Genomic DNA, 25,806 nt, shown 5'->3' with positions numbered 1-25,806 from the left:
TTCCTCAGATCGCCGATTCGTCGAGTTCGCCGGTGCGAATGCGCACCACCTGTTCGACCGTGGTCACGAAAATCTTGCCGTCACCGATCTTGCCGGTGCGCGCCGCCTTGACGATGGCGTCGATGGCGCCTTCGACGACGGCATCCGAAACAACGATTTCGATTTTCACCTTGGGCAGAAAATCGACCACGTATTCGGCGCCGCGGTAGAGTTCGGTGTGTCCTTTCTGGCGACCGAAGCCTTTGACCTCGGTCACGGTCAGGCCGGTGACGCCAATTTCCGACAGGGCTTCGCGTACTTCATCGAGTTTGAATGGTTTGATGATGGCTTCAATTTTTTTCATGGCCTTTGCTCCCGGGAAAGTCGTAAAGAAATGCTATCAGAAATAGGGCATCGATAAGTGATCACTGCGATCATCGCTACCGACGATCAGTAGGGGTCGCGGTAGCGATTGGTGATCGGATAGCGCCAGTCCTTGCCGAAACCACGTTGCGTGACGCGAATCCCGATCGGTGCCTGGCGTCGCTTGTACTCGCTGATCTTCAACAGATGCACGACGCGCCGCACGTCCGCTTCGGCGTAGCCGCTGGCGATGATTTCGCGCGGACTGATGTCTTTTTCCATGTACGCGGCAACGATCGCATCGAGCACTTCGTACGCGGGCAAGCTGTCCTGATCGGTCTGGCCGGGCTTCAACTCGGCCGACGGCGGACGGCTGATGATCAGCTCGGGGATCACCGCGGAGCGCGTGTTGCGCCAGCGCGACAAGCGGTAGACCCAGGTCTTGGCGATGTCCTTGATGACGGCAAAGCCGCCGGCCATGTCCCCGTACAGAGTGCAGTAGCCGACTGCCATCTCCGACTTGTTGCCAGTGGTCAGGACCAGCGAACCGGTCTTGTTGGAGAGGGCCATCAGAATCATGCCGCGGATTCTGGCCTGGAGATTTTCTTCGGTGGTATCCGCGGGCAGGCCGGCAAACTGATCCTGCAGCAGGCTGGCCATGGTCTCCATCGCCGGCGCGATGCCAATTTCGTCGTAGCGTACGCCGAGCAGGCGGACCATTTCGCGGGATTCCGAAAGGCTGATCGCCGCCGTGTACGGGGAGGCCATCATCACCGCGCGCACGCGGTCGGCACCGAGTGCGTCGACGGCGATGGCCAGCGTCAGGGCGGAATCAATGCCTCCCGAAAGGCCGATGATGGCGCCCGGGAAGCCGTTCTTGCCGAGGTAATCACGCACGCCGAGGACCAGCGCCTGATACACCTCGGCTTCGATGCACGGCGCGGCAACGATGGTCCCCGGCTGTGGCTCGCCGTCGACGATGTCGACGATGGCCAGAGCTTCCTCGAACTGCGGTAGTTGGCAGCAGAGCCTTCCCTGCGAGTCGAGAACGAAGGAACCGCCGTCGAAGACCAGTTCGTCCTGGCCGCCGGCGAGGTTGGCGTAGATCACCGGCAGGCGGGTACTGGCGATACGCTGGCGGAGGACCTCGGTACGTCGCTCGCGTTTGCCGATGTGATAGGGAGAGGCGTTGAGGACCAGCAGGATTTCGGCGCCCGCCTGGCGGGCCAGATCGGCGGCGCCGGCCTCCCATACGTCGGCGCAGATATTCACGCCGCAGCGCACGCCCTTGAGCGTCAGCACGCACGCGCCTGCGCCGGAATCGAAATAGCGTTCTTCGTCGAATACCTCGTAGCTCGGCAGCCGCTGCTTGTGGTAGGTGGCGACGCGCGCGCCGTCGCTGATCAGCGTCGCCGCGTTATAGCAACGCTCGCCGCGCCGTTCCGGATGGCCGACGAGAACGGCGATTCCCGTGAGCTTGGCGGCCAGGGCGTCGAGTTCGATTGCGCAGGCGGCACAGAAATCCTCGCGTAGCAGGAGATCTTCAGGCGGGTAGCCGGAGAGCGCCAATTCCGGCGTCAGCAGTAAGTCTGCTCCTTGTTCTCTGGCGCGTTCGGCAAAATCGAGGATACGCGCCGAGTTGCCGGCAAAGTCGCCGACCGTGGCGTTGATCTGGGCAATGGCAATTCTGAGAGACATGGGCACAGGCATCAGCGAAAGGGGCGCTTGCGCGCCCCTTGATCAAAGTAAGGTAAGGACCTGCTCAGAAGTTCGGTTTGTCTTTGGCATCGTTGAAGCGCTGCACGCCCTCCATGATTTCCTTCTTGGCCTCGTCGACGCCTAACCAGCCGGCGACTTTGACAAATTTGCCGCGCTCCAGATCCTTGTAGTGAGCAAAGAAGTGCGCGATCTGGTCCAGAATGACCTGCGGGAAATCGCGCGGCGACTCGATGTCGCGATACATCTGCGTCAGGCTGTCCACCGGAACCGCCAGCAGCTTGCCGTCCTGACCGGCCTCGTCTTCCATGGCCAGCAGGCCGATCGGCCGGCAGCGGACGACGACGCCCGGGGGCAGCGCAAACTGGGTCACCACCAGGACGTCGACCGGGTCGTCGTCGCCCGCGATGGTGTGCGGGATGTAACCGTAGTTGCAAGGGTAATGCATGGCCGTAGACATGAAACGATCGACGAAGACCTGTCCGCTTTCCTTGTCCACCTCATACTTCACGGGATCGGCATGCATCGGGATTTCGATGACGACGTTGAAATCATTCGGGAGTGCTTTGCCCGAGGGCACGCGATCTAGGCCCATGTAAGTTCTCTCTGCTGGTTGTGGGAGGGGTCATTATACGCGCCAAAGTTGCGGCGGGTGTTCCCCGAAGACATTGGCGTACCGCTTAGTGTCAGACGGTGGCGGGACAATGGCCGCAGCGCCGCCCAGGCGGGAGCGCGCTCGCCGTCAGACGACACCGGCCAGCTCCTTGGCCTGGTCAGAATTGGCGGCCTGGCGTTGTTCGAGCTGTTCCAGCCAGCCGAGCACGGCCGCGGCACAATCGCTCCAGTGCTCGTCGAGAATCAAGGCGTGTCCGGTAGCAGCCACGATCTGTAGTTCGGCGTTCCAGCGCCGGGCGAGCGGGCGGACCAGCTGCGGCGGAAAAACCGTGTCGAGTTCGCCAGAGACGACCAGTACCGGCTGCGCAGGTGGCGGCTTCGGGGACCATCGCCAGCAGCCGAGGAGGGCCAGGTCGCAAATCGCCCGTGCCGATTCCGGCTGCACCAGTTGTGCAAAGCGCAGCAGCGTTTCCGGCCGTGTCGTCGGCGAAAAATAGACTTCCTTGATCATGTGCAGGGCGGTCGCACTGACCCTCCCCCTGGTTACATTGACGACTTCGCCAAGGAACTTCGGGTATTTCAGCAACAGTTTCGTCGCCGACTCCAGGGTGCCGTTAGTCGGCACAGGCGCCAGCAGGACAGCGGCCGCCACGAGCGATTGTTCAAGGAGGCGTTCGGCGATAAAGGAACCCATCGAATGCCCGATGACGATCGGTTGTTGGTCGAAGCGGGCGACGATCTGCTCGGCGTCGGCGAGATAGTCGTCGAGGCTCAGGGCATCCAGATACTCGCGCCCGTCGCTGCCGCCGTGGCCGGAGAAATTGAGGGCGTGGCAATCGTAGCCGTGGCTGGCGAAAAATGGCAGGAAGTGGGCGTCCCAGGAGCGCGCATCGACATAGCCACCGTGCAGGAAGAGCAGCGGTGGACGGTTTGCCGGCGAAGGGGTAGGCGGTGGGCGATGAATGGTCTGCAGAATGGGCTGCCTGGGGCTACGAAGCGGGGTCATGGGTGGTCTCCGGAAGCAAGCCGACACTATAAGGCCAGATCGCGTTGCCACGGCCAGGGTATTGCTGCGTTGCCACGCTGGCAATGGCGTGGCGCAGGCGTGCCCCGCCAGTCGGACCGCCCGCCGAGCGCTTCCGGCGTGCCCGCCGGAATGCGCACTGCCGGTGCAGGGAAACGGTCATGGCCTGCATCATCAGTGGTGTCTCGACAGCTCATGACCCTTAGGCTTATGATATTCGCAGGATGTTGCCTGAGGCTTGATCTGAAATGACTCATAGCGCTGCCGCACCTCCCCCGGCGAGCAAGGCCTCCAAACCGACGGCGGTGTTCGGTAAGGGTCAGGCTGACAATCGTGCGCTCGCTTCCGCCGTAAATCCCTATCCTGGCCTCGCCGCCTTCACACCCGAAGCGCATCGACTTTTCTTCGGGCGCGACGAAGATAGCGAACGGATTGTCGGGCGCCTCGCCGAATCGCGCTTGATCAGCGTCGTCGGTCGTTCGGGCACCGGCAAATCTTCACTCGTTGCCGCTGGTGTCGTGCCGCGCCTGGCCGCGCTTCACGGCCAGCTCGGCTATCTGCGTTGCGAGCCGCAGGGCAGTCCTTTTCGCCAGCTTGCCGAAGCGCTTTGTCGCGAATTCCCGGTAGCCGACACGGCGGCCGATCAGCAGGCCATCGATCGCCTGCGGCGCGCGCTGGCGGAAACCGGTGAGTCGAGAGCGTCGGAAGACCGCCTCACCGCAGCCAGCATCGATCTGCTGCGCCAGCGGAAGCATCCCATGCTCCTGCTTTTCGACCAGTTCGAAGAGTTATTTACGCACACGCCGACTACCTGCGCGCGCCGCTTTCGTAAGCTCTTTGGCTCATTGCTCGACATGGAGGGCTTGTTTCTGGCGTTGACGCTACGCAGCGAATTCACCGTTCGCCTGATGGAATGGCTGGGCGAAGATCTGTTTCGGGCATCCTTGGTAAGCCTCGAAGCGGTCACTGGCGAAGAGCAGTTGCAGGCAATCATCAACGGCCCGGCGCAGGCCTGCGGGGTGCCGGTGCAGGCCGAACTGCTTGCCACGCTGCTTGTCGCGGCGGGAGCAACCCGGGGCGCGCTACCGCTGATCGCCTTGACCCTTGAACGACTTTTCGAGCAGCGTGACGCCGAGCAGGGACTGACCCTGCAGGCCTATGAACGCATGGGTGGGCTGGCGAGCATTGTCGATAGCGCGGCCGCCGGTATCGAACGTTTGATCGACAGTGAGCCAGCACTCGAACTCGCTTGCGCCCGCCTGTTTGCCGAGTTGGCAACGGTGGTCGACGAGGTGCCGACGCGGCGTACGGCCGAGATTGCACCCCTGCGCGCCGACAGGCAGATCAGCCGGCTGGTCGATGCCTTGCGTGGGCAGGGCTTTCTCTCCGACCCGGACGATCAGCACGTCGAGTTAGCCCACGAGACACTGCTCATCCACTGGCCGCGCTTGCGACAGTGGTGCGGTCGCTATCGCGACAGCCTGGCGCTGCGCCGGCAGGCGAAAATGGCCGCCAGGGAGTGGTGGCCGCTTGTTGCGCAAGCGGCCGCTTTGACGCCTGGTGACCGGCCTGGAAGCGATTCTCTCCTCTGGGGTTGGCAGCGGCAAAAGCCGGTGCTGCTGGCGCTGCTTGACCTCAGTCACCGCCTGCCGCTGGCCGATCCCGACTTTTGCGATCCCGGCATCGCGGCATGGCGCACGCTCGCTGCCAGCCTGGACAAGACTCTGCACCGCTTTCTGCGACCCGAACCGCTGCTCTTGCTCGATGAGTTGGCCAGTGACAAGACGCCGCATCATCGCCGCGAAGAGATCGGCCTGCGTCTCAATCAGATGGGCGATCCACGCCGTGGCGTCGGGCTGACCAGCGCAGGCTTGCCGGATATCGTATGGATCGACATTGCCGGCGGAGGGGAGGTGACGCTCGAAGGCCGGGCCACCGAGGTCTTCGTGGTGAAGCCGCTGCGCATTTCCAGGTACCCGATCACCTGGCAGCAGTACGGCGCTTTCCTGAGCGCTGAGGACGGCTATCACGACCGCCGCTGGTGGCGAAAGCTGGTCCAGCGCAAACAACCGGGCGACACGCGTTGGGGTTTCCAGAACCACCCGGCAATCAACATCGCCTGGAGCGACGCCGTCGCCTTCTGCCGCTGGCTAAGCGAACACTGGCAACTGACCGGTCCGGAGACCCTTCGCCTGCCCACCGAATGGGAGTGGCAGTGGGTCGCGCAGGGCGGCGTCATGAAGCGAAAATACCCCTGGGGCAGCGACTGGAACCCGGCCCGTGCCAACAGCCACGAGAGCGGTACCAGCAGGACCATGGCGGTCGGCATGTATCCGCTGGGCGCGCCCGACGGAGAGCTGCTTGCCGACCTCGCCGGTAACGTCTGGGAGTGGTGTCTGAACGAGTATGACCATCCTGCCAACACGCAGATCGGCGGCGACATCTCGCGCACCCTGCGTGGCGGATCATGGCTGGATTTTCCGGGTGACCTGCGGACGGGAAAGCGTGAAGAGTTCTCGCCCGACGACCGTGATGGCGACATCGGTTTCCGGGTAGTTCTGGCGCCGCCACTCGAATAGATCGAGTCGTTCGCAGACAAGGAATAGGCACCTGTGGGCCGGCTTTCCGGCCGCGGCGTCGGAGAGGGCGCACTCCTGGTGACCGCCACCCACCTCTTCGTGCACACTGGCGAGCCAGTTTGCTTCAGACGGCCTCAAGCGGGCGGTGAGCGATTGCGCATCTCGACGGCGCGGATGGGTGCCCTCTGACGACGTCGATTACAATGGCGGAATAGTTGCAAACATTCATCTCGAGACTTCTCGCCGCTGGAGCCAGCCGATGATCATCGTTCTCTCACCCGCCAAAACCTTCGATTTCCAGACGCCATTGACGCTTGACGAGCATTCCCAAGCGCAATTTCTGGAGCAGTCAGAAGTCCTGATCGCTCGCCTGCGTGAGCTGTCGCCGGCGGCGATCGCCAGTCTGATGAAGATCAGTGACAAGCTCGCAGCCCTGAATGCAAGCCGCTACGCCGAGTGGACGCAGCCGTTCACGCCGGACAATGCCAGGCAGGCAATCCGGGCCTTCGACGGCGATGTCTACGCGGGCTTTGACGCCGAGACGCTGTCGCTGGCCGACCTGCAGTTTGCGCAGCAGCATGTGCGTACGCTTTCCGGGCTCTACGGCGTTCTTCGTCCACTCGACCTGATCCAGCCCTATCGGCTGGAGATGGGCACGCGACTGTCCAATCCGGCCGGCAAGGACCTCTATGCCTTCTGGGATGAGCGCATCAGCGACGCTCTCAACGCAGCCCTGAGCGAAGCGGGTGCGTCGGTGCTGGTCAATCTTGCGTCGGAGGAGTACTTCAAGGCGGTCAAACCGGAAAAGCTGTCGATGCCCGTGCTGCGGCCAGTCTTCGAAGATTGGGGAAGCGGCAAGTTCCGCGTCGTCAGCTTCTACGCCAAACGCGCACGCGGGCTGATGGCACGCTTTGCGATCGTCAATCGCCTCACCAAGCCCGCCGGCTTGAAGGATTTCACGGTTGGCGGCTACGCCTTCGCCGCCGATGCCTCCAGCGACAGCGTTTGGGTTTTTCGGCGTGGCCAGTAGCCCAAGCGGGTGCTCGCCGACGCTGCAGCAGGCAAGCACGCCGTGACTAAGGGTCACGACTTTGATGATCTGAGGTATCTTCTCGACGTGTCATGACCATCAGTACTGCTGCCGCCGTAGCGCTGACAATCGCGCACGATGGCGCTGGACGACGGCGGCCGGCCAGCCTGAGCAACTCGCGGTCGCGGGTAATCAGCAGATCGGCGCGGCAGCGCAGCGCAAGAATCAGGAATTTCTGATCGTCGGCGTCACGGCAGCGTGGTAGCCGATAGGCCTCGACATCCTCGACTCCTTCGGGTTCGCAAAGCGTCACGAAGCGACGGTAGCGCGCGAGCAAGGCCTGTTGCGCCGCGCCATCGAGAGAAAACTGCGGGTAGGTGGTGACGCGTTCGAGTTCGTCCAGGCACTGCCGATCACTGAAGCACTGCAGCGAGCCGTCATCAATGGCTGCGCGCAGCAGCAGCGCTTCGGGATCGGCGAAGTGCAGGAGGTCGATGATTACGTTGGTGTCGAGGACCGCGCGCATGCCGTTAATGTGAAAGTCGCGTATGCGACTCACGAAACTCCCTTCTCCCCCTGCGGGAGAAGGGCCGGGGGTGAGACGGGGAATTCGGGGAGCATGCTCCCTGCCCGGCGAACGATTCCGGCGTGTAAGCCGGAATGCGCACTGCAAGTGAGAGGGGGGCGGTCATGACTTTCATGATCAGGGGTGTCTCGACACGTCGTTACCGTCAGCCGAAGCGCCCTGCGTGCTGCTCGCTGGCCGCCCCGGCCACGCCAACCGCGTGCGCGGCGATTGCCAGACACGCAGTCAAGCCCGGCGATTCGATGCCAAACAGGTTGACCAGCCCGGGGATGCCGTGTTGCGCCGCTCCCTGGATCAGAAAATCGCCTGCCGGCGCGCCGGGTCCGACGATTTTGGGACGAATTCCAGCATAGGCCGGCGTCAAGGCCTTGTCCGCCAAGCCTGGCCAGTAGCGGCGAATCTCGGCATAGAAAGCGTCGGCGCGGCGGGGGTCGACGCGGTAGTCGAGTTCGCCGATGGTCTGGCCTGGCGTCGGCTGCGGCAGCCACTCGACGTCCGGGCCGAAGCGTGCCTGGCCGCCGCGATCGAGCGTCAGGTGCACTCCCAGGCCGCCGGCCTCGGGCAGCGGATAAACCAACCGCGAGAACGGCGCGCGCCCGCTCAGCGCGTAGTAACTGCCCTTGGCGTGGAAGTTCGCCGGGATCAGCGCTTTTGGGAAGCCGGCCAGCGAAGCGGCCACCTGCGGCGCCCACAGGCCGGCGGCGTTGATCACCAGTCTGGCCTTGAAGCGCAGGCTGTCGGCGCCACCGCTCTCGAGCACCATGCCCGCCGCGTTCGCGTCAAGTGAACCGCGCTGCAGGGGACTGTGCAGCACCAGCGAAGCACCGGCGCCCTCGGCGTCGCCGAGCAGGGCCAGCATCAGGCCGTGGCTGTCGACGATGCCGGTGGAAGGTGAGAGCAGGGCCGCCGTACAGGCCAGATCAGGTTCGAGCGCGCGCGCCTCGGCGGCACCGAGACGCCGCAGGTCGTCAACGCCGTTGGCCTCGCCCTGCTGCTGCAGCGCTGCCAGCGGGCTCTCCTGGGCTGCCGAGGTGGCGGCGATCAGCTTGCCGCAACGTTGGTGGCTGATCGCGTGCGTCGCGCAGAACTCGTAGAGTAGCTTGCGCCCAGCCACGCACAGCCCTGCCTTCAGCGAACCGGTCGGGTAGTAGAGCCCGGCATGGATCACCTCGCTGTTGCGGGCGCTGGTCTCGGTGCCGAAAGCCCCGTGGCGTTCGAGAATCACCGTCTCGAATCCGCGTCGGGCGAGTTCGCGCGCGCAGGCCAGGCCGACGACGCCGGCACCGATCACCACCGCTTCGATGCTTTCCATGGGTCGCTCTCCCGCTATCGAGCGGGCATTGTAAGCGCTGGCTGTCGCGCTTGCTCAGGCAGATCGGCTGGCCAGCGAAACTGTCGCTGGCTTGGCTGGCAAGCGCACCTGGATGCAGGTGCCTTCGCCGTCCGCACCGCTGGCGACGGTGATCGAACCGCGGTGACCACCAACCGTCTCCCGCGCGATCGCCAAACCCAGCCCGCTACCGGTAGCCGGGGCGTCGGGCAAGCGATGAAAACGCTCGAATACGCGTTCGCGCTCGTGCTCGGGAATACCGGGGCCGTTGTCGGTGACGTCAATTTCGACGACGTCACCGACGCGTTCGCAGCGCAGGGTGACCTGTCCGCCGGCGGGCGTGTATTTGAGCGCGTTGTCGACCAGATTGGCGATCAGCTCGCGGAGCAGCGTCGGATCGCCGGCCAGCGTCGAAATATCGCGCTGCATGCCGAAGTCGATCTTCTTCTCGTCGGCGATGCGTAGCCAGTCGTCCAGCATCTCGTCGATCAGCTTTGCCAGATCAACCGACGATGCATTCGCCATCAGATAGTGCGCTCCCTCGGCGCGGGCCAGCGCCAGTAACTGATTGGCCAGGCGAGTGACGCGTTTCACCGACTGGCGCAGATTCGCGGCCACCGTCTGGTCGGTCTGCTGGCTGCGCAGCAGCTCGATCTGGACTTGCAGACCGGCGAGTGGTGTGCGCAACTGATGCGCGGCATCCTGCAGGAATTTCCGTTGCGCGGTGTGCGCGTCCTGCAGGCGCGTCAGGAGTGCATTCAGCGCTCGCACCAGCGCGTGGATTTCCAGTGGCACCTGGTTCAGATCAACCGGGGCGAGATCCTCGCCGGAACGCTCGGCAAGCTCGGACTGCAGGTGATGCAGCGATGCCAGGCCGGAGGTGATTCCGTAGCGCACGACGGCGGCGATGGCGGCGAGCACCAGAAACACCGCCAAACCGAAGCCGAGCAACAGATCGCGAATGGCCGCACGGCGCTTGCCCAGTGTTTCGGCGACGGTGACGTAGATGCCTTGGCCGTCGACAACCGGGTGGAAACGCACCCCGCGTATCGATTGATCACGGAACTGGGCGTCAAAGAACGAGATTCTCGACCCCGTGGCGGTGGCACCAGCGCTCGTCGAGGTCTCCACAAACGGTGTCGGCGAGCCGGCCGCAGTGTCGCTTTCGGAAGTCTCCGGCGGTGGCAGATCGGCGTCTCCGGCGATGATTCGGCCGAAGTCGTCGCGCACCCGGAAGTAGATGTCGTCTACCGTGTCGGTGCGCAGGAGCGCTTCTGCCTCAGGCGACAGGGCGATGGTGACCTCGCCATTTTCCACCCGGGCCCGGTTGGCGATGCCGTTCGCCAGGTTCGACAGGCTCTGGTCGTAGGCACTGCTGACCACTTTCTCGGCCGCTCGATAGCCGAATACTCCACCCGTCAGCAGGGCGGTGGCGATCGGCAGTACCAGCGCGCGCAGCAGACTGCGCGGGAGACTGGTACCAGCCCGCCTTGTGGTCGCGCCGATCTCGCTGCCTGCTTCTCCGGAATTGCTTGCAACTCCTGCCTTGCTCGCGCTAGTGGTTTGCATCGCGCCGCGTCTTGTTGGCCACACCGCCGGTGACTTCCAGACGGTAGCCGAAGCCGCGCACGGTGCGAATACTCAGGCCAGCTGCTTCCAGCCGGCGGCGCAGGCGGTAGACGTAGACTTCCAGGGCGTTGACACTGCCATCACCTTGCAGCCGTTCCTTTGGCACCGTGTGCCCGTCAGCCGCGGCAAGAGTGCTCAGCAGATCCCATTCACGGCTGGAAACGATCAATGGCTGTTCTGCCAGCGAGGCGAATCGCCCCTGCATGTCCATCAACAGCGGGCCAAACTCGATTCGCCGGGCAACGCTATTGGCACCACGACGCGTGGTCGCTCGCATGCGCGCGGTCAGTTCGGCGAGTTCGAAGGGTTTCGACAGGTAGTCGTCCGCACCGAGGTCCAGCCCGTAGATTCGATCGTCGAGGGCATCACGTGCGGTAATCATGATCACCGGCAGCGCTTGGCGGCGCTCCCGGATGCGGCGCACGATTTCGTAGCCGCTCAGTCCTGGCAGGCCAACATCGACGAGAACGATGTCGAAGTTCTTTTCCTGCAACAAGCGATCCGCTGCCATGCCATGGGCTTCAACGACAACACTGTCTCCTTGTCCGGCGAGGAAGGTGGCAATGCCATCAGAGAGCTCCGGATCATCTTCTATCAACAGGACAAGCATCAAGGACCTCAATGGGCAGGCGGGCAAAGACAAGGGTAAGGGAGCGCGGCCCTCCCCGGAAACATGCGTAGGGCATCGCGCTGGCAAGCGCCGCGTCAGCGATTGTACGCGGCGAACGCGGCGCGGACCATGTGCTGTTATGCGCACCAGCAGCGCCCCGCGCAAGTCGGCCAGGCGAAATCGATCAGAACACCAGCGGTCATTTTAAGGACCTGTTAAGAGTTTGCTAAGAATCGTGTAAGTAACTGTTAATAAACGAGAAAAAATAACCTATGTAAGCCCGGCGTAAGTTCGGAGGCCTACCTTCGCCGCGGCAGTCAGCGTGAATGATTCGACAAACCGTTCCCCTCCGAGGAGGCAACATGAAAGACGACGACCTGGTTGTGCGTATCGCCGCCAACCCGAAGTACAAGAAACTGGTGAGCATGCGCTCGACCTACAGCATCGTCATGACCGTCCTGATCATGGCTATCTACTATGGATACATTCTGCTGATTGCCTTCGACAAGGAGTTTCTGGCAAGGAAGCTGGCCGATGGCATGGTCACTTCGATCGGTATTCCGATGGGCGTTGGGGTCATCGTTCTGACCATCGTCATCACCAATATCTACGTCCGCCGTGCCAACTCCGAGTTCGACGACCTGACCGCCGAAATCATCCATGAGGCCCATCAATGATGATTGCCAAAACCATACGCAACAGCCCGGTGATCCTGCTTGGCTTGCTGATCGCCGGTGTCGCCGTGGCTGCTGGCGGCGATCTCGGTACCACGGTAAAGCAGGAAACCAACTGGGTGGCGATCGCCATGTTTGGCGCCTTCGTGGTAATGACCCTGTTCATCACCAAGTGGGCGGCAAGCAAGACCAAAACGGCGGCTGACTTCTACACCGCCGGTGGTGGCATTACCGGCTTCCAGAACGGTCTGGCGATTGCCGGCGACTATATGTCTGCCGCGTCCTTCCTGGGAATTTCCGGCCTGGTATTTGCTAACGGTTTTGACGGCCTGATCTTCTCGATCGGCTGGCTGGTCGGCTGGCCGGTGATTACCTTCCTGATGGCTGAGCGACTGCGCAACCTCGGCAAGTTCACCTTCGCTGACGTCGCTGCCTACCGTTTCGCGCAGACGCCGATCCGCATCTTCGCGGCGTCCGGTTCTCTGGTCGTCGTCTGCTTCTACATGATCGCGCAGATGGTTGGTGCGGGCCAACTGATCAAGGTGCTCTTTGGTCTCGAGTACCAGTACGCAGTGATCATCGTCGGCGCGCTGATGATGTGCTATGTGTTGTTTGGCGGCATGACGGCAACCACCTGGGTGCAGATCATCAAGGCGATCATGCTGCTTTGCGGCGCAAGCTTCATGGCCCTGGCCGTGCTCTGGCAGTTCAGCTTCAATCCCGAGGCACTTTTCGCCAAGGCGGTTGAAATCCACACCAAACACGATGCCATCATGGGGCCTGGTGCGCTGATCAAGGATCCGATCTCGGCGATCTCGGTCGGCATGACGTTGATGTTCGGCACCGCCGGTCTGCCGCACATCCTGATGCGCTTCTTCACCGTTCCAAGCGCCAGAGAGGCACGCAAGTCGGTGGGCTGGGCAACCACCTGGATCGGCTACTTCTACATCCTCACCTTCATCATCGGCTTTGGCGCGGTCGTCCTGCTCACCCAGGATCCCGGTGCGTACTACGTCGATGGCGATCTGGCCAAGGGTTTGAAGGGCGGCGGCAACATGGCGGCCATCCACCTGGCCAACGCCGTCGGTGGCAATGTCTTCCTCGGCTTCATCTCCGCGGTCGCTTTCGCCACCATCCTGGCCGTGGTTGCCGGTCTCACGCTGTCCGGCGCCTCGGCGGTGTCGCACGATCTGTACGCGACGGTGTTCTGCAAGGGCAAGGCGGATTCGGCTGCCGAACTGCGCGTCTCGAAGATCACCACCATCTGCCTGGGCATCATCGCCGTGATTCTGGGTATCGCCTTCGAGAAGCAGAACGTCGCTTACATGGTGATGCTCGCTTTTGCCATCGCCTGCTCGGCCAACTTCCCCGTGCTGTTCATGTCGGTACTGTGGAAGGACTGCACGACCAAGGGGGCTGTTGCTGGTGGATTCGTCGGTCTGATTTCATCTGTTGGCCTAACCATCGTTTCGGCGTCGGTGTGGGAGGCTGTCCTGGGCAATCCGAAGGGCTCGGCGTTGTTCCCATACTCATCGCCGGGCCTCTTCTCGATGTCGGCGGCTTTCCTGACCATCTACCTTGTTTCCAAGATGGATACCAGCAAGCAGGCGCAGCTCGAACGCTCGCTTTACCCCGCGCAGAAGGTTCGCTCGGAAACCGGCGTCGGTGCCGCAGGTGCGTCTGGTCACTGAACTGCAGTCAGGCGCTCGTTGAACGGCAAGACGGCCCGCGTTTCGCGGGCCGTCTTTTTCGTGAACCCGGCAGGCCGCGTGCCCGGTGAGTCAAGTTGGTGAGGCAGCGTGCTCAGGGTTGCCGCGTGCTGCCGCGCATGCGTCGCTGATCTACATTTTGCCCGCTGTGCGTTGAATCGCTACACTGGCGGGGTGCTGCAGCCTGGCGACGAATGTGGTACCAATGTCGGCCAACGCCTTGCCAAGCCGACCGACGAGAGAACGCGACCGCCACGACGCAATAACGAGAGAACGCATGACCATGACCCTCCCAGCCAACGCCAGCCACGAACAAGCCATCGCCGCAACGCGGCACTGGCTGGAACGGGCGGTGATCGGCCTCAATCTCTGTCCTTTCGCCAAGGGAGTGCACAGCAGGGGACAGGTGCGCTACGTGGTCAGCGATGCGACGGAGGACGAGAGCCTGCTCGCCGATCTGGAACGTGAGCTGCACGCCTTGGTGGCCGTGGCGCCGGATGAGATCGACACCACGCTGCTCATCCACCCGCGGGTGCTCAACGACTTTGAGGACTTCGTCGCTTTTCTCGATCTGGTCAATGTAGTGCTCCGAACGCAGCAACTCGAAGGCATCCTGCAGGTCGCCAGTTTTCACCCCGCCTACGCTTTCGCCGAGACCGACGCCGACGACATCACCAACTGCACCAATCGCGCACCATTCCCGACCCTGCATCTGCTGCGCGAAGCCAGCCTCGACCGCGCGGTCGCCGCTTTTCCCGACGCCGCCTTGATCTACGAGCGCAATATGGAGACCCTGCGCGAACTCGGCAGCGACGGCTGGCAGGCGCTTGGCGTCGGCGCGCCGGCGGGCGAAGGGAAGTAGGTCGCCGATGTCAGCGCCACGCATCGAACTGCGCGAGAGCGAAGTCGAGTTCATTGCCATCCGCGCCCAGGGCGCCGGCGGCCAGAACGTCAACAAGGTCTCGAATGCCATTCATCTGCGCTTCGATATCGCGGCCTCTACGTTACCCGAGGAAATCAAGGAGCGCCTGCGGCAGCTGCGCGATCAGCGCATCAGCGCCGACGGGGTGGTGATCATCAAGGCGCAGGCGCACCGCAGCCTGGACCGCAACCGCCTCGACGCGCTCACCCGCTTGCGCGAACTGATCGCCCGCGCGGCGTTCATCCCGACGCCGCGGCGCCCGACCCGGCCGACGCGCGGCTCGCAGATCAGGCGCGTCGACAGCAAAGTGAAGCGCGGCGCGGTGAAGCTGCGGCGTGGGCGGGTCGACGAGCACTGATCGATCATCAGCATGGCCAAGAAGGGAGCCGCAATGTTCATTTGCCATTCAGCAGCGAGTGCCAGCGCATGACGCCCGCCGATGTCCTCGCTTTCTGGTTCGAAGAGACAAGGCCAGCGCAATGGTGGGCCAAATCCGCCGACTTTGACCGCCTGATCGAGGCGCGTTTCGGTATTCTTCTCGCCGCGGCCAGCCGTTGCGAGCTATGTGCCTGGCGCAGCAGCAGCGACGGCCGCCTGGCCGAGATCCTCGTCCTCGACCAGTTTCCACGCAACATCTTCCGCGATCGCCCGCAATCCTTCGCCACCGACGCGCTGGCGCTGGCCCTCGCCCAGGAAGCCGTCGCCGCCGGCGCCGACAACGCCATCGACCCGGCGCGCCGGGCCTTCCTCTACATGCCCTACATGCACAGTGAGTCGCCGCTGATTCACGCCCGGGCAGTCGAGCTCTTCGCTGCGCCGGGAATGGAGAACAATCTCGCCTTCGAACTGCGCCACCAGGCGATCATCGACCGCTTCGGCCGTTATCCGCACCGCAATGCCATCCTCGGGCGGCAGTCGACCCTGGACGAGATTGAGTTCCTGAAAACGCCGGGGTCGGGGTTTTAGGCGATTGCCGGAAAAGAACGTACCAGATTGCGCCGGATTTTCGGTCGGCTTCAAGGCGCGACAACAGGCGCATAGTCGAACGATGTAACTGTTGTCGCAACACAGAAGACGGGCGAAAAGACAAGCAAGATGGTATGTTCTTTGACAGAAATCGCCTTAAGTGGACGCGTTAGCGCTGGCCAAGGAAGGTAGCACTGCGCGTATCGGTTTTCGCATGCCGCTCTGCTGGCCCGAGAAATTACAAATCTATTTCAGCGCCTCGATGCCGGCACCAAAATTGATATGGAACACGGTGCCATCGAGTACCAGTGCCGGTACCGACTGGACGCCAGCGGCTTCGGCTTCCTGGACACGTGACTTGCTCTCGCCGAGGTGGACGACCTCGACGTCGTAGCGTGCGGGATCAAGTGCCTTGGCCAGGTTTTGTTCGGCAGCGACACAGACCGGGCAGCCGGCGTGATAAAAGGTGGCATTGGTTTTCATGATCGTTTACTCCTGAGTGGATCGGGGTTCGTGCCAGAAGCACACGATCATTGTAGGTAGGGATCTGGTACTCCAAAAGCAGGCACTTTTCGGTGCCCCGGTAACTTTCTGGTGTAAATCATTGGCCATGAACGAAATAAATAATTCATCTCGATCGGCGCCATCGCTCTACCGCCACCTGGAAGAAGTGGTGGGTTGCAAATGGTCGGTGTCCGTCCTGATGGCCATTGCCGAGGGTGTTTCACGGCCCGGTGGTCTGGAACGTCGCGTTGCAGGAATTTCGAAAAAAATCCTTTCCGAGCGCCTGCGCAAGCTGACTTCATACGGCTTGCTGGACAAGCAGGTTTTTCCGGAAGTACCGCCGAGGACCGTCTATTCACTGACATCGAACGGCCACAAACTGATCACTATCATCGCTCAGATAAAATCCCTGGATGTTCAAATGGCCAGTGATCGATAGCGCGCGTTGCCGCTGGAATGGCGTGCGGGCTGCTGTGGCGCCCGCCGCGTTCCCGACGAGGCTTTCGCAGCAAGCCTGAGCGCTGCGATGCCCTTATACTTTGCGAGGGCCCGCAAGGAGCGCGCGCCGGCAAGCGAGGAGGGAAATAGACATGGCTTACCAGCAGAGTTTTGACGTTCATAGTCGTGGTCGCGGCAGCATCGAGATTACTGCCGAAGTGGCGCGGATCGTTCGCGCTGCGGGGATGCCGATCGGTCTGGCGAACATTTTTGTCCAGCACACCAGTTGCTCGGTGGTGTTGACCGAGAACGCCGATCCCTCGGTGCGCCGCGATCTGGAAACACTGGCGGCGCGCTGGGCGCCCGATGGCGACGCCGCCTACCATCATGACAGCGAGGGCGACGACGACATGGCGGCGCACGGGCGCAACATCCTGGCCGGCAGCTCGGTGAGTGTGCCGGTCGGGAGCGGTACGATGCTCCTCGGGACCTGGCAGGGGATCTACCTCTGGGAGCACCGCACGCTCGCGCACCGCCGTCGGGTGGTGGTCACGGTCGTCGGCTGATGGCTGCTACACTCGACCGTTTTATCGTCTGGCGACTGGAAGAGGGATAGCAATGAAACTCGGATTCATCGGCCTGGGTATCATGGGGCGCCCGATGGCGCTCAACTTGCTGGGCGCGGGGCATGAACTGACCGTCTGGGCGCGTCGTGCCGAGTCGATGCAGCCCCTGCTCGACGCCGGCGCCAGGGCGGCTGACAGTCCCGCCGGGGTGGCCGGCGCGGTCGATTTGCTGATCTCGATCGTCGCCGACGCCCCCGACGTCGAGCAGGTGATGCTTGGCGAACAAGGCGTGGCCAGCGCCGCTCGGGCTGGGCTGGTGGCGGTGGACATGAGCACCATCCGCCCGGCAGCGGCACGCGACATCGGCGCTCGCCTGCGCGAACAAGCTGTCGACTTCCTCGACGCGCCGGTTTCCGGCGGCGAAGTCGGGGCCATTGCCGGCAGCCTGTCGATCATGGTCGGCGGTAGTGTCGCCGCTTTCGAAACGGCACGACCGGCTTTCGAGTGCATGGGCAAGAACATCGTGCATGTCGGCGATGCGGGGGCCGGGCAAGTGGCCAAGGCGGCCAATCAGATCATTACCGGCGCGGGTGTGCTGACTGTCGCCGAAGCGCTCAATTTCGCGGCCAGGAGCGGGGTTGATCCGGCCAAGGTGCGTGAAGCCCTGCTCGGCGGCTTTGCCTATTCGAAGATCCTGGAGAACCATGGCCAGCGCATGCTCGACCGCAACTTCAAACCGGGCTTCAAGTCCTGGATGCATCAGAAGGACATGAACATCGTCATGCAGAGCGCGCACGAACTGGGCATGTGCCTGCCGGTGGCGGCGGCGACTGCGCAGATGTACAACGCGATGGTCGGTTCGGGGCTTGGCGAGGAGGATTCGGTCGCCATTCTCAAGCTTCTGGAGCGCCTGTCGGGCGGCGAAGACTGATGCACATCGGTTTCATTGGCCTCGGCGTGATGGGTCAAGCCATGGCGTTGAACCTCTTGCGTGGCGGCCATCAACTGGTGATCTGGGCACGCCGACCGGAGTCGCTGCAGCTGCTACTCGCCGCCGGTGCCGTCGCTTGTGCGACGCCGGCTGCCGTCGGCCAGCGTAGTGAAGTGGTCTTCACCATGCTCACGGCCGGTGCCGATGTCGAGCGTGTGGCGCTGGGGCTCGATGGCCTGGTCGACGGACTCGCCGCGGCTTCGCTGCTGGTCGACATGAGTACCATTGCGCCGGGCATGGCGCGCACGCTGGCCCAGCGCCTGGGCGAGCGTGCTATCGACATGCTCGACGCACCGGTATCCGGGGGTAGCCAGGCAGCCGTCGCTGCCAGCCTGGCAATCATGGTCGGCGGCAGGGCCGCGGTACTCGAGCGGGCGCGCCCGCTGCTGGCGCTGCTCGGCAAGACGATTGTCCATGTCGGCGACAACGGCGCCGGACAGGTCGCCAAGGCGTGCAATCAGATGATCATGGTCGGCGCGATTCAGGCGATTGCCGAGGCCTTGCACTTCAGTGCTGCGGCCGGTGCCGATCCGGCCAAGGTGCGCCAGGCGCTGGCGGGTGGTTCGGCCGGCAGCCGTGCGCTGGAAGCCATGGGCGGGCGAATGGTCGATCGCGAATTCGCCGCCGGCGTCGAAGCGCGGCTGCATCACAAGGACTACGGCATCCTGATGGACGAAGCGCATCGCCTCGGCGTGCCGCTGCCGCTGGCCGCACAGGTCTGGCAGCAACTCAATGCGCTGATGGCCATGGGCTGGGGGCGCTCCGACACCGCCTCGCTGCTGCGCGTTCTGGAAGCAAGCCGACGCGCTGCCGGATGAGACGATCTGGCCGTTGCCGGGCTGGCCTGGCTGGCAACGCTAGTCGACAGGGATGATCAGCTTGTCCCAGCCTGAGCCTTCTTCGTCGCTGTTGGCTTTCTTGCTGCGGGCAAGCGCTGCCAGGCGCGCTTCCATTGCGGCGATCGACTGATCGGTAAACGTGAGTTTGCGCCGGTCGCTACCGCAGCGGCGTTCAGGTGCACCTTGTGGGCGCTGCAGTTGCCCCTGGCGTCGGTCTGGCCCTCGTTGCGTGCGCATTTTTACTCACCCCTTGAAAATCGCGACATGATCGCCGTAGTGAAGTGGTACGCCGAAGGCCGTCCGCCATACCCCGAGGGCCCGTGTCCACTTTGCGCAACCGCCATTGCCGCGATGCGCAAGGCGATTACCGATAGTGTAATTGCGTTCATGCCGCTTAGCCTTCAGCATTATCCAGAAAACACCGCGTGAATACCAATCCGGTAAGCTTATGGCACGGATTTGTGGCTTATGACCTCCCTCTCCAGCGCCAGCCGCCTGGCTCGTCCTGCGGGCGACGGATCACACGCAGCATCGCACCGTGGCGTGGCAGTATTGGCGTGGCTCAGCTCCTACCCGCTGGCGCAGACTGGGCTGCCGCCGCTGTCTGTGCTCGCCCTTCGTCGTGAACCAGGCGCAAGCCGGCCGGCAAGGACTCGCCAAAAGCACGGCGTTCGTCGGCTTTGTCGAGTTCGACGACGTTACTGATCTGCTCGATCCAGTGACCATTGGCATTGATCGCACTCAGCCGCGCCACGACGCCCTCGCGGATGCTGTCGGGCAGGTCGCGTGAGCGATCGCCGGTCAGGCGGGCGAGTTGAGTGGCCGCGAAGGCGGCCGGCTCGACCTTTTTCCAGTCTACGGCCAGCAGGCCTTCGAGCCAGCGACAGGCGTCTTCGACCGCTACCACCTGGTGGGCACTGCCGTAGAGCGGTTGGCGCGCGCCGAGGCGGCCGAGGGCCCACCAGCCGAGTGGCTTCTCTGACCCACTGGCCAGGCTGTCGAGCAGCCAGTCACCAACTTCGATCTTGCGTTCGACCGGCAATCTTTCGAGCGAAGCGACCAGGCGCAGCATGTCGTCGTGGCTACCGCTGATCGGCGCCGGCTGGCGCTTGCGGGCTTTGACGGTCTCGGTTTGTAGCGCAGGCAGGAGTTCGGCGAGCAGAAGCTCTTGCGTCTCCGCCGCCAGGCCCCCGGCGGCACGCCGCCACAGCGTCCACCACTCGGACCAGTTCTGGCTCTCATTCACATACTGGATGCCTTGCGACAGCAGCGCAGTCAATTGCTCGATCCGCCAGTCGTCGATAGCGTCGCCAAGGCCCGGGCGCAGGCAGTAGCCAGCAAGGTTGAGCCACAGACGCTCGTGTTCCGGCGAGCGCCGCCGGCGTCGGGCGCGTTGCAGCAGGGCGTCGAAAAGGGCGCGCAGCAGCGGCATCTCCCAGTCGTCGCGCTTGCCGAGCAGATGTTCGAGTTGGCCGCGCAGGCGGCGCACTTCCTTGTTGTCGACGGCCTGCGAACGGCCGCCGAAAATATGTTCGATGGACTTCACCGCATCGGCGAAGCGCGGTGGCAGGACTTCGGACGAGGCCGTCGTCGCTTCGCCGTCGCTGCGTAACTGGAATTCGAGCAGCCAGCGACGAGCCGGGTTGTCGATGCTGACGCAGTGCAGTTCCAGGCTGCCGACTTCGGTGATCCCGGTGATCAGCTCCACACGCACTTCGCGCTGCGTGCTGCCTGCCTGTGGCTGCACGACGGTGGCAATCGGCGGCAGGCGGATGAAATCTTCATCGTCGAGGGAGGCGATTTGACCCGGCTGATAGCGCGTGTCGGCCACCGACGAGGCGAGATAGAAGCGCACCGGCTGACCCAGGCGCAGGCTGAAGGTACGTTCCGGCAGGCGGATTTCGTGCCCTTCCTCGCTGCCGCGCGGCAGGATGCAGATGCCGCGTCGCTGCTTGCTGCCTTCTTCGAGGACCAGGAAGTAGCTGCGCGCCGAGCCGCCGCCGATGCGTCGCCCGTGCCCTTGGCGGACCAGCGCGTAGGCGACTGCGCCGCGGGCCACGGCAATGTCCGGGTTGTCGTTGTGCAGCAGGCGCAGCGGCGTGCCGCGCCAGTCGGCGAGAGTGGCTTGCAGGCGCTCGCTCAGCGCCTCGGCACGAAAGACGCCGCCGTTGAAGAGCACGGTATCGGGTACCGGCAGGCGCGGTTCGGCCGGCGGCTGTTCGTCGCCCGCTTGCTGTACTGTTTGTTGGGCTTGCGGTTCTTGCGCTGCAAGCGGCTCTTCCGGCTCGGCGAGGGCGCGCAGTGCCGCCTCTTTGTGGCGCCTGAGAAATGCGGCGACATGGCGGGTGATCGCCGCATCGGCGGGGTAGGGCAGTCCGAATTCGACCAGCCCGGCGCGCCGCTGCAGTATCGGTTGATCGACGGCGACGCGCGGCATGAAGCCGTCCACGATCATGTTCAGCACTTCGTCGCGCTGCAACTCGATGCTGCGAGCGCCGCCGATCAGCTTGGCGCCGCCGCCGAGCAGGGTCAGCAAGACCGATTCGGGTGCGCCATGCGCCAGCAATTGTTCCTTGGCTGCCCGGCAGCGCGCCGTCAGCTGCGAAAAACGCGCCGCCGACAGCTTCTTGCCGCCACTCTCCGGCAGGCGTGACTCGACCAGGTGGGCCAGCGCCAGATCCATATTGTCGCCACCGAGCATCAGGTGGTTGCCGACACCGACGCGTGTCAGCTCCGGCTCACCGTCCTTGAACGCTACCTGAATCAGGGTCAGGTCAGTGGTGCCGCCACCGATGTCACAGACCATCAGCAGCCGCGTTTCGGCGAGCTCCGTGTCGAGGCTTTCCTGATGACGGAACAGCCAGTCATAAAACGCTGCTTGCGGTTCCTCGAGCAGACGCAGCCTGGGCAGGCCGGCTTGCCGCGCGGCTTCGACGGTCAGCGCCCGCGCCCCTTCGTCGAAGGAAGCGGGAACGGTCAGGATCACCTGTTGCTGTTCGAGGGGTGCCTGCGGGAAGCGGTGCCCCCAGGCGGCGCGAACGTGCGCCAGATAACTGGCGCTGGCGGCGACCGGCGAAACCTTGGCGACAGCGGCGTCCGCACCCCAGGGCAGGATAGCTGCCATGCGGTCGACCGAGGCGTGCGACAACCAGCTCTTGGCGCTGGCGACCAGGCGACCGGGAACCTGCGCGCCGAGTTCGAGGGCGAAGCGGCCGGTGAGGGCGAGTTGAGCGCCTTCGCCAAGGTCGCCACCGTCGCCATCATCGGCACTTTCGCCGTCGCCAACGCTGTCGCCGACTTTCCCGCCACCCGCCTCGGCCGGCCATGGCAATTGCAGATCGCCAGGGCTGAGCTCGCCGGCCGCCGGATGAAAGCGCACCGAAGGCAGTAGCGGCCGGGCGGCGACTTCGCCGGCGCCGACCAGTTGCTCGATCTCGAAAAGCTCGACCTGCTGCCCTCCGGGCGCGGCATAGGCGACGACGGTATTGCTGGTTCCGAGATCGATACCGACGATGTATTGCTGCTTCACGGCCCTCAGTCCGTCGCGTTGGCGACATCGCCGGCACTACTGCCAGCGTCGCGCGCGTCAAACTCGACTTTCCAGCGCTCCGGGCCATCGTGCGGCAGTGCTTCGAGTTCGAGCGTGCCGGCCTCGGTAACGCGCGCGTGCAGCTTGACGCGGACCACTTCGCCGTCGGCGCGACCTGCGGCGGGCAGCGTCGTCTGGATCTCGGCGAGTTCCTGCAGTTCATCGGGTTCCCAGTCGGCGAGCAAGGTGCCGACCTGATCCTGGCGGCGAACCGACGAGCCGAAGAAGCGGAAGCGTACCGCTTCGCCGACGACCAGCCCGAACTCCTGCTCCGGAAGCGCGGCGTCGCTGCCTTCCTCCATGCCGAACGGCGCCAGGCACAGCGCCTGCACCGGTGGTTGCATGCCGGGTACTGCCGGCATCACCGATTCGATGGCCACATAGTAGGAACGCGCCGTGCCGCCACGGATGCGCACCCCCTGGCCGCGGCGCACGTAGCCGTAGTAGGCACCGCCACGGGCGACGGCCAGATCGAGGTCGGCGCCTTCGAGCGGACGGGCCGGTGGCGCGCCTTCCGCAGCGAGCCAGGAGTTGATCGTCGCCAGGGTGCGCTCGGCGAGCAGTTCCGACTTGAAGACGCCACCATTGAACAGCACCGCCGTCGGATGCAGGAAAGTCGCGCCATCCGGCAAGGTACCGGTGAAGCCTTCGAGATCGGCCGTCGCGGCGACCTGGCGAGCCAGGAAAGCGGCCAGGTGACGGGTGATCGCCGCGTCGTGGGCATAGGGCAGGCCGAGCTGTGTCAGACCGGCGCGACCGCGTACCTGCGGACGGTCGCCGATGGCGGCGTTGGGGAAGAAGCCTTCCAGCAGGGTGGCAGTCAGTTCGGCGCGCGTCAGTTCGCTACGCAGCGAGCCGCCGATCAACTTGGCGCCGCGGCTGGCGATGATCAGCGGCACTTCGCTGAGCGAGGCGTCGTTGAGCAGTGCTTCCTTGGCCGAGCGGCAGGAATGGGTCAGCGCTCGCAGCTGCCAGGCGTCGGTCTTGATGCCCTGGGCGCCGAGCTTGCTGGCGACGGCGAAGGCCAGGGCCAGATCCATGTTGTCGCCACCGAGCAGGATGTGCTCGCCGACCGCGACCCGGTGCAGCTCGAGGACGCCATCGCGTTCGAGAACGGCGATCAGCGAGAAGTCGCTGGTACCGCCGCCGACGTCGGCGACGAGGATGATCTCGCCCGGCCGGACCTGCTTGCGCCAGCTGCCGGCGCTTTTCTGAATCCAGCTGTACAACGCCGCCTGCGGCTCTTCGAGCAGGATCATGTGTTTGCAGCCGGCCGCCTTGGCTGCTTCGGCACTCAATTCGCGTGCCGCCGGATCGAAGGAAGCCGGGATGGTGACGACGATTTCCTGCTCGGCGAAAGGCGCCTCGGGGTGGGCGTCGTCCCAGGCGGCGCGCAAGTGGCTGAGGTAGCGCAGCGAGGCTTCGAGTGGCGACAGGCGTGCCACTTCCGGCGGTGCGTCGTGCGGCAGGATGTCGGCGCGCCGGTCGACGCCGGCGTGGCAGAGCCAGCTCTTGGCACTCGACACCAGCCGTATCGGCGTCGCCGCACCGCGGCTGCGCGCCATTTCACCGACGGCATAGTCCTGCTCGGCGGTCCACGGCAGGCCGAGGTCACCGGGCGCCAGTTCGCTGGCATGCGGCAGGTAGATGAAAGACGGCAGCAGTCCCGGCGACTCGACCGAACCGGGGGCCGTCAGTTGTGGGATCGGCAGTACGTCCTGCGCGACGTTCTCGCCGTCGCTGTTGGCGATGTCGACGTAGGACAGGGCGCAATGGGTGGTACCGAGATCGATACCAATGGAGAATTTTGCTTCGCTCATAGTTCAACCTCCGCCGGCGCGACGATATGTAGATCGTGGCTGCCGGAAAGTTTGGGCAGGCGGGTTTCGACAACCCGCCAGCCGCGGTGGGTGATGTGGCCGTTGAAGGGCGGCTCGCCGACGACATTGCCGGTGATGCGAATCGCCGCAGCGTCGAAGCCTTCCGGCAGGGTAATCGCGCTGCCTTCGTCTTCCTCGCGCACCGGGTCGATGCTGAAATTGTCGACCAGCACTTTGCGACAGCCTTCATGGACCAGGCGGGCGGCCGCGCCGACATCGGCGTCGGGATAGGCGGCGACATCCTCCTGGATGAAATCGATGAAACGGGCCTCGCGCTGCAAGAGGCCGAGAAGTTGCAGGGCGCCGTCGGGCGCCGCTTCCTTGAGTGCCGGCGCCGCGGGCTTCGCCGCGGCGGTCGCCGCTGCCGTGCCGTTGGCTTTCTTGCGTTGGCGCTCGGCCAGCCGCAGCGCCTGGACGCCGCCAGCGAACTCGCTATTGCCAATAATCTTGAAGAAGCAGGCGATGGCAATGCCGATTCTGCTGAAAAAGTGTGGATTCTTTGGCTTCATGGATGGGTCCTGGTATTTGCCGCCGCAGCGGCTCGGTGACAGGCTTCAAGACCCGGCCGGCAGCGCCAGGGCTGGCTGCTGCTTCGCGCCGGGTGTTGAGAAAGTGCGTAAAGAGGGACAAGGAATGGCAGGGCATTTCTTCTGGCTTGCGCATGGTAGCCATGGTCGCAGGGGTACGCAACGTCGGGCAGGAAGTCTGCCCAGGCGCCTGGCGCTGGACATTGTCCATCAGGCGGCTATGTTGCGGTGCAATATAAACCATTTTGGCGATTTCGGGTAGATGCCGCCGAGGCTGCGTCATTCGGCAAGCCGCTGTCGCTTGCCGCCTTCTGCGCCTTCCTGAAAGTGCGCGGGCACTGGTGCTGGCCGTCGACGACATCGAACAGTCGCTGAAGGTTGTCGACCTGGTGGGCGATCATTTCCCGACACTGGAAATCGTCGCGCGGGCGCGCGACGTGATCCACTGGAAGCAGTTGCGTGAGCATCGGGTGATGCGGGTCGAGCGCGAGCGACAGAAGGAGCCACCGGTGGATCGCTGAACGGGCGAACTTTTAATGTGAAAGTCGCGCAAGCGACTCACGAAACTCCCTTCTCCCCTTGCGGGAGAAGGGGCAGGGGAAGAGGGAAACGGTCATGACTTTCATGATTTGGGGTGTCTCCACGTGTCATGACCGTTAATGTGAAAGTCGCGTATGCGACTCACGAAACTCCCTTCTCCCCTCGCGGGAGAAGGGCCGGGGGTGAGACGGGGAATTCCG

At 63.9% G+C, this 25,806-nt stretch carries 25 protein-coding genes; 12 read left to right on the top strand and 13 right to left on the bottom strand.

Going from position 1 to position 25,806, the window contains the following annotated elements; genetic code table 11:
* Nucleotides 1–4: 4 nt before the first annotated feature.
* From QZ648_RS02780 to QZ648_RS02765, 4 genes are all read right to left on the bottom strand, one after another.
* Complete coding sequence (locus QZ648_RS02780) at nt 5–343, bottom strand: P-II family nitrogen regulator (RefSeq protein WP_291996037.1); 339 nt, start codon at nt 341–343, stop codon at nt 5–7.
* Between the two features lie 86 nt (nt 344–429).
* Nucleotides 430–2,040 (bottom strand): NAD+ synthase, encoded by a 1,611-nt coding sequence (locus tag QZ648_RS02775; RefSeq protein WP_169066175.1) that lies wholly within the window; start codon nt 2,038–2,040, stop codon nt 430–432.
* Between the two features lie 64 nt (nt 2,041–2,104).
* Entirely contained in the window at nt 2,105–2,653 is a 549-nt protein-coding gene (ppa, locus tag QZ648_RS02770; protein WP_291996036.1) for an inorganic diphosphatase, read from the bottom strand.
* Nucleotides 2,654–2,800: 147 nt separating this feature from the next.
* Nucleotides 2,801–3,679, bottom strand: a complete 879-nt coding sequence (locus QZ648_RS02765; RefSeq protein WP_169066176.1) for an alpha/beta hydrolase — start codon at nt 3,677–3,679, stop codon at nt 2,801–2,803.
* Nucleotides 3,680–3,945: 266 nt separating this feature from the next.
* Between QZ648_RS02765 and QZ648_RS02760 the strand changes: the two genes are divergently transcribed.
* Nucleotides 3,946–6,276 carry an SUMF1/EgtB/PvdO family nonheme iron enzyme gene (locus QZ648_RS02760; RefSeq protein ID WP_169066177.1) on the top strand — a complete coding sequence of 777 codons (2,331 nt, stop codon included), beginning with the start codon at nt 3,946–3,948 and terminating at the stop codon, nt 6,274–6,276.
* Between the two features lie 259 nt (nt 6,277–6,535).
* Nucleotides 6,536–7,306: a peroxide stress protein YaaA gene (gene yaaA / locus QZ648_RS02755; protein WP_169066178.1), complete on the top strand. Its 771-nt coding sequence runs from the start codon at nt 6,536–6,538 to the stop codon at nt 7,304–7,306.
* A 46-nt stretch (nt 7,307–7,352) separates the two neighbouring features.
* Here the strand turns inward: yaaA and QZ648_RS02750 are convergent, their stop codons facing one another.
* The 4 genes from QZ648_RS02750 to QZ648_RS02735 form a co-directional block, all read right to left on the bottom strand.
* The gene (locus tag QZ648_RS02750; protein WP_291996035.1) at nt 7,353–7,865 is read right to left on the bottom strand and encodes a putative toxin-antitoxin system toxin component, PIN family; all 513 of its coding nucleotides are present in this window, start codon (nt 7,863–7,865) and stop codon (nt 7,353–7,355) included.
* 172 nt (nt 7,866–8,037) lie between these two features.
* Nucleotides 8,038–9,204, bottom strand: coding sequence for an NAD(P)/FAD-dependent oxidoreductase (locus QZ648_RS02745; protein ID WP_169066179.1), 1,167 nt, complete (start codon nt 9,202–9,204; stop codon nt 8,038–8,040).
* 54 nt (nt 9,205–9,258) lie between these two features.
* The gene (locus tag QZ648_RS02740) at nt 9,259–10,791 is read right to left on the bottom strand and encodes a sensor histidine kinase (protein WP_291996034.1); all 1,533 of its coding nucleotides are present in this window, start codon (nt 10,789–10,791) and stop codon (nt 9,259–9,261) included.
* Nucleotides 10,778–11,461, bottom strand: coding sequence for a response regulator transcription factor (locus tag QZ648_RS02735; RefSeq protein WP_169066181.1), 684 nt, complete (start codon nt 11,459–11,461; stop codon nt 10,778–10,780). The genes QZ648_RS02740 and QZ648_RS02735 overlap by 14 nt, the downstream gene beginning before the upstream one ends.
* Before the next feature lie 362 nt (nt 11,462–11,823).
* Here QZ648_RS02735 and QZ648_RS02730 point away from each other — a divergent pair, with 362 nt between their 5' ends.
* From QZ648_RS02730 to QZ648_RS02710, 5 genes are all read left to right on the top strand, one after another.
* Nucleotides 11,824–12,138 (top strand): DUF485 domain-containing protein, encoded by a 315-nt coding sequence (locus QZ648_RS02730; protein WP_169066182.1) that lies wholly within the window; start codon nt 11,824–11,826, stop codon nt 12,136–12,138.
* The gene (locus tag QZ648_RS02725; protein ID WP_169066198.1) at nt 12,138–13,826 is read left to right on the top strand and encodes a cation acetate symporter; all 1,689 of its coding nucleotides are present in this window, start codon (nt 12,138–12,140) and stop codon (nt 13,824–13,826) included. The genes QZ648_RS02730 and QZ648_RS02725 overlap by 1 nt, the downstream gene beginning before the upstream one ends.
* A 295-nt stretch (nt 13,827–14,121) precedes the next feature.
* Entirely contained in the window at nt 14,122–14,706 is a 585-nt protein-coding gene (locus QZ648_RS02720) for a DUF1415 domain-containing protein (protein WP_169066183.1), read from the top strand.
* Between the two features lie 7 nt (nt 14,707–14,713).
* Nucleotides 14,714–15,124 (top strand): alternative ribosome rescue aminoacyl-tRNA hydrolase ArfB, encoded by a 411-nt coding sequence (gene arfB, locus QZ648_RS02715; RefSeq protein ID WP_291996033.1) that lies wholly within the window; start codon nt 14,714–14,716, stop codon nt 15,122–15,124.
* A gap of 68 nt (nt 15,125–15,192) precedes the next feature.
* Nucleotides 15,193–15,732, top strand: a complete 540-nt coding sequence (locus tag QZ648_RS02710) for a DUF924 family protein (protein ID WP_291996032.1) — start codon at nt 15,193–15,195, stop codon at nt 15,730–15,732.
* 246 nt (nt 15,733–15,978) lie between these two features.
* Here the strand turns inward: QZ648_RS02710 and QZ648_RS02705 are convergent, their stop codons facing one another.
* Entirely contained in the window at nt 15,979–16,215 is a 237-nt protein-coding gene (locus QZ648_RS02705) for a thioredoxin family protein (protein WP_169066186.1), read from the bottom strand.
* A gap of 127 nt (nt 16,216–16,342) precedes the next feature.
* Between QZ648_RS02705 and QZ648_RS02700 the strand changes: the two genes are divergently transcribed.
* The 4 genes from QZ648_RS02700 to QZ648_RS02685 all read left to right on the top strand — a co-directional run bounded on the left by QZ648_RS02700 (nt 16,343) and on the right by QZ648_RS02685 (nt 19,049).
* Nucleotides 16,343–16,675, top strand: coding sequence for a helix-turn-helix domain-containing protein (locus tag QZ648_RS02700; protein ID WP_291996132.1), 333 nt, complete (start codon nt 16,343–16,345; stop codon nt 16,673–16,675).
* 151 nt (nt 16,676–16,826) lie between these two features.
* Nucleotides 16,827–17,240, top strand: coding sequence for a secondary thiamine-phosphate synthase enzyme YjbQ (locus tag QZ648_RS02695; protein ID WP_169066187.1), 414 nt, complete (start codon nt 16,827–16,829; stop codon nt 17,238–17,240).
* A 52-nt stretch (nt 17,241–17,292) separates the two neighbouring features.
* Nucleotides 17,293–18,171 carry an NAD(P)-binding domain-containing protein gene (locus tag QZ648_RS02690; RefSeq protein WP_291996031.1) on the top strand — a complete coding sequence of 293 codons (879 nt, stop codon included), beginning with the start codon at nt 17,293–17,295 and terminating at the stop codon, nt 18,169–18,171.
* On the top strand, nt 18,171–19,049 hold the full coding sequence (locus QZ648_RS02685) for an NAD(P)-binding domain-containing protein (protein WP_291996030.1): 879 nt from the start codon (nt 18,171–18,173) through the stop codon (nt 19,047–19,049). The genes QZ648_RS02690 and QZ648_RS02685 overlap by 1 nt, the downstream gene beginning before the upstream one ends.
* 39 nt (nt 19,050–19,088) lie before the next feature.
* Here QZ648_RS02685 and QZ648_RS02680 read toward each other — a convergent pair whose 3' ends face one another.
* The 4 genes from QZ648_RS02680 to QZ648_RS02665 form a co-directional block, all read right to left on the bottom strand.
* The gene (locus QZ648_RS02680) at nt 19,089–19,307 is read right to left on the bottom strand and encodes a hypothetical protein (protein WP_169066190.1); all 219 of its coding nucleotides are present in this window, start codon (nt 19,305–19,307) and stop codon (nt 19,089–19,091) included.
* A 325-nt stretch (nt 19,308–19,632) separates the two neighbouring features.
* Entirely contained in the window at nt 19,633–22,599 is a 2,967-nt protein-coding gene (locus QZ648_RS02675) for an Hsp70 family protein (RefSeq protein ID WP_291996029.1), read from the bottom strand.
* A gap of 5 nt (nt 22,600–22,604) precedes the next feature.
* A complete protein-coding gene (locus tag QZ648_RS02670; protein ID WP_291996028.1) occupies nt 22,605–24,479 on the bottom strand; it encodes an Hsp70 family protein in 1,875 nt (624 codons plus the stop codon).
* Entirely contained in the window at nt 24,476–25,048 is a 573-nt protein-coding gene (locus QZ648_RS02665) for a DUF2760 domain-containing protein (protein ID WP_169066193.1), read from the bottom strand. The genes QZ648_RS02670 and QZ648_RS02665 overlap by 4 nt, the downstream gene beginning before the upstream one ends.
* Nucleotides 25,049–25,407: 359 nt before the next feature.
* Between QZ648_RS02665 and QZ648_RS02660 the strand changes: the two genes are divergently transcribed.
* On the top strand, nt 25,408–25,587 hold the full coding sequence (locus QZ648_RS02660) for a hypothetical protein (RefSeq protein WP_169066169.1): 180 nt from the start codon (nt 25,408–25,410) through the stop codon (nt 25,585–25,587).
* Nucleotides 25,588–25,806: the final 219 nt, after the last annotated feature.

It is taken from the genome of Candidatus Accumulibacter sp. ACC012 (assembly GCF_907163155.1).
Lineage (GTDB): Bacteria > Pseudomonadota > Gammaproteobacteria > Burkholderiales > Rhodocyclaceae > Accumulibacter > Accumulibacter delftensis.
The sequence above is the reverse complement of the archived record's forward strand: the minus strand, read 5'-3'. Positions and strand labels throughout refer to the sequence as shown.